Annotated in this window: 3 protein-coding genes; all 3 read right to left on the bottom strand. The window is 34.5% G+C overall.

Annotation, left to right across the window (positions count from 1 at the left end):
• Positions 1-191: 191 nt before the first annotated feature.
• Entirely contained in the window at positions 192-599 is a 408-nt protein-coding gene (locus ABIQ27_RS14200) for a DoxX family protein (RefSeq protein WP_348034576.1), read from the bottom strand.
• 116 nt (positions 600-715) lie between these two features.
• Complete coding sequence (locus ABIQ27_RS14195) at positions 716-1,576, bottom strand: sigma-70 family RNA polymerase sigma factor (RefSeq protein WP_348034575.1); 861 nt, start codon at positions 1,574-1,576, stop codon at positions 716-718.
• A gap of 206 nt (positions 1,577-1,782) precedes the next feature.
• The coding region (locus tag ABIQ27_RS14190) for a LytTR family DNA-binding domain-containing protein (protein ID WP_348034574.1) at positions 1,783-2,253 on the bottom strand (471 nt) is incomplete at its 5' end.

Below are 2,253 nucleotides of genomic sequence, written 5' to 3'. Positions count from 1 at the left end.
CGGTAAAATGATTCCACGATGCGCAAACAACACTGCAAAATTCAGCGCGATCACCATGGCACGATTTCTTTATTGAAGAAAAAGACCGTTCCATAAAAAAAATTAGGGTCGTTATAAAATTTGGGATAATTATGCCAATTAATGGCGAATATGCAGCAGATCAGTTCTTTTCTAAAACAGCAGTCAATATTTCAATGCTGTTGAGAACCAGGTGATTGAATCCGACGTGATGAAGGACGCAGGTACCATGACAGAACAATAAGTATTAACATGATGCCTTGAAATATGGGTATTTCGCTAATAACTGAATGAGAAATAATGGCGCCTGAAAGTAGAAAAACAAATCCGGCATAAGCCCATTCTTTGACTAAAAGAAAACCAGGAATCAACAATGCGATTACTCCTAATACTTTCCAAACTCCAATAACAATCGCGAAATAATCAGGATACCCCATATTTCTTAGCCAGGTAATATATGGCGGTTGTTTAAATGCGTCCTGGATTCCACCATTTAAAAGAACTAAAGAGATAAACCCTGTTACAATCCAGTAAGCAATTTTTTGTCCTTTAAAGGGAGATGCTAAAGTTTCTGCTTTCATTTTGTTTAAATTTTTGATTTAATTAGATCCTCAATAATTTGAGAATACTAAAACATTTTATTTGGTTTATGCTTGTATATGTAAAACAAACAACTACTTGAAAATGTGACAAAAATTTAATTTTTCTGAAATGGAGTTAGCTTATCAGGATTTAAAACTGCAAATACTTGAGAAATTTTACCTTCTTTTATAGAGAGAACCTGAACAACAAAGCATTTGCCATTAACGTAAATAGCGATTGCAGGTTGTGAAAGTATTTCGGTGAATTCGAAACTCGGTTCGAGTTGACTATTGCCAAACAATTTCATAAAGAAGTCTGCAACATTCTCTTTTCCAAAAATTGGTTTAGAAATGGCAGGAGCCTTACCACCACCATCACCAATAATCGAAATATCTTTATTAAATAGTTTAATAAGCTCTTCTAAATTACCTTCACTCATCAATTTAACGAATTGCTTTGCCAATTCAATTGACTGTGAATTAGTTATAGACTGATGCTTGGCATTTTGAACTTTTTCCTTTGCACGCCTGAATAGCTGACGAGAGTTGGCATCGGAAATATTTATGGCTTCAGCAATTTCTTTATGGTCGAAATCAAAAGCTTCCCTTAAAACAAATACTGCTCTTTCCTGGCTTGTGAGCTGTTCTACTAAAAAAGACAATTCGTATGTAAGTAAATCCCTTCTTTCAAATTTATTAGAAAATGTCGATTCTTCATTGTTAATAAACGGCTCTGGAAGCCATGTGCCCTTATATTGCGTTCTACTGTCTTTTTTTAAAACATTTAAACAATGATTTACCGTCGCGCGAATAATATAATTTCTTGGATCAGTAATACTTTCCGAAATAGGATTTTCTAGAAATTTAAGAGTAATATCCTGCACAATGTCTTCACTTACAATCTTGCTACCGGTCATATTATACGCCACCGAGAACACTAACTTTTTGTATGTTGGAAAAAATTCTATGGTTTCCATCTGATGCAATTTAGTATTGATTCGCTATTAAGACAAATTGTATTGCCGAAATGTGACAAATTGTTGAGGGTTTATTTACATACCCGGTGAAAACATGTATAACCCGGTGGTAAAGCCAGGGAAGTCCGATCGTGTGGCGCCCTATTAAAAAAATAAAATCTGAAAAAATATTGCGCAACCAGACTTTATATCAAAGAAACAGCAGTTTATTTCCTATTCGGTCCAAATCCAATTCTGGTATAAAAATCGTCTTTATAGGTTTCACCAATTGGAATGTAGGTATCCTTTATTTTAATGCGATTACGCTCAATCACTTCTATTTTATCTAAAGTAACGATATACGATTTATGCACCCTGCAAAATTTTGATTCAGGCAGATCTAATTCTAAATCCGAGAATGTCTGAGAGGTAAGTAGTCGCTTTGTTGCCATTTGAATGCAGCGAAAATCCCTCATTCCTTCAATAAAAAAAATATCATTAAAAAATATCTTCTCTATTTTGTAATCAGACTTTACAAAGAAAAATGCACGCCCTTCCTGCACCGCTGGTTTGTACAACTGAGAAAATACTTTTTCAACTGCCTGTATAAAGCGTTCTACACTAAACGGTTTTAACAGATAATCCGTTACGTTCAGCCCATATCCTTTTAAGGCATACTCATTATATGCGGTTGTGAT

This window comes from Flavobacterium sp., from assembly GCF_039916025.1.
Classification (GTDB): domain Bacteria; phylum Bacteroidota; class Bacteroidia; order Flavobacteriales; family Flavobacteriaceae; genus Flavobacterium.
The sequence above is the reverse complement of the archived record's forward strand: the minus strand, read 5'-3'. Positions and strand labels throughout refer to the sequence as shown.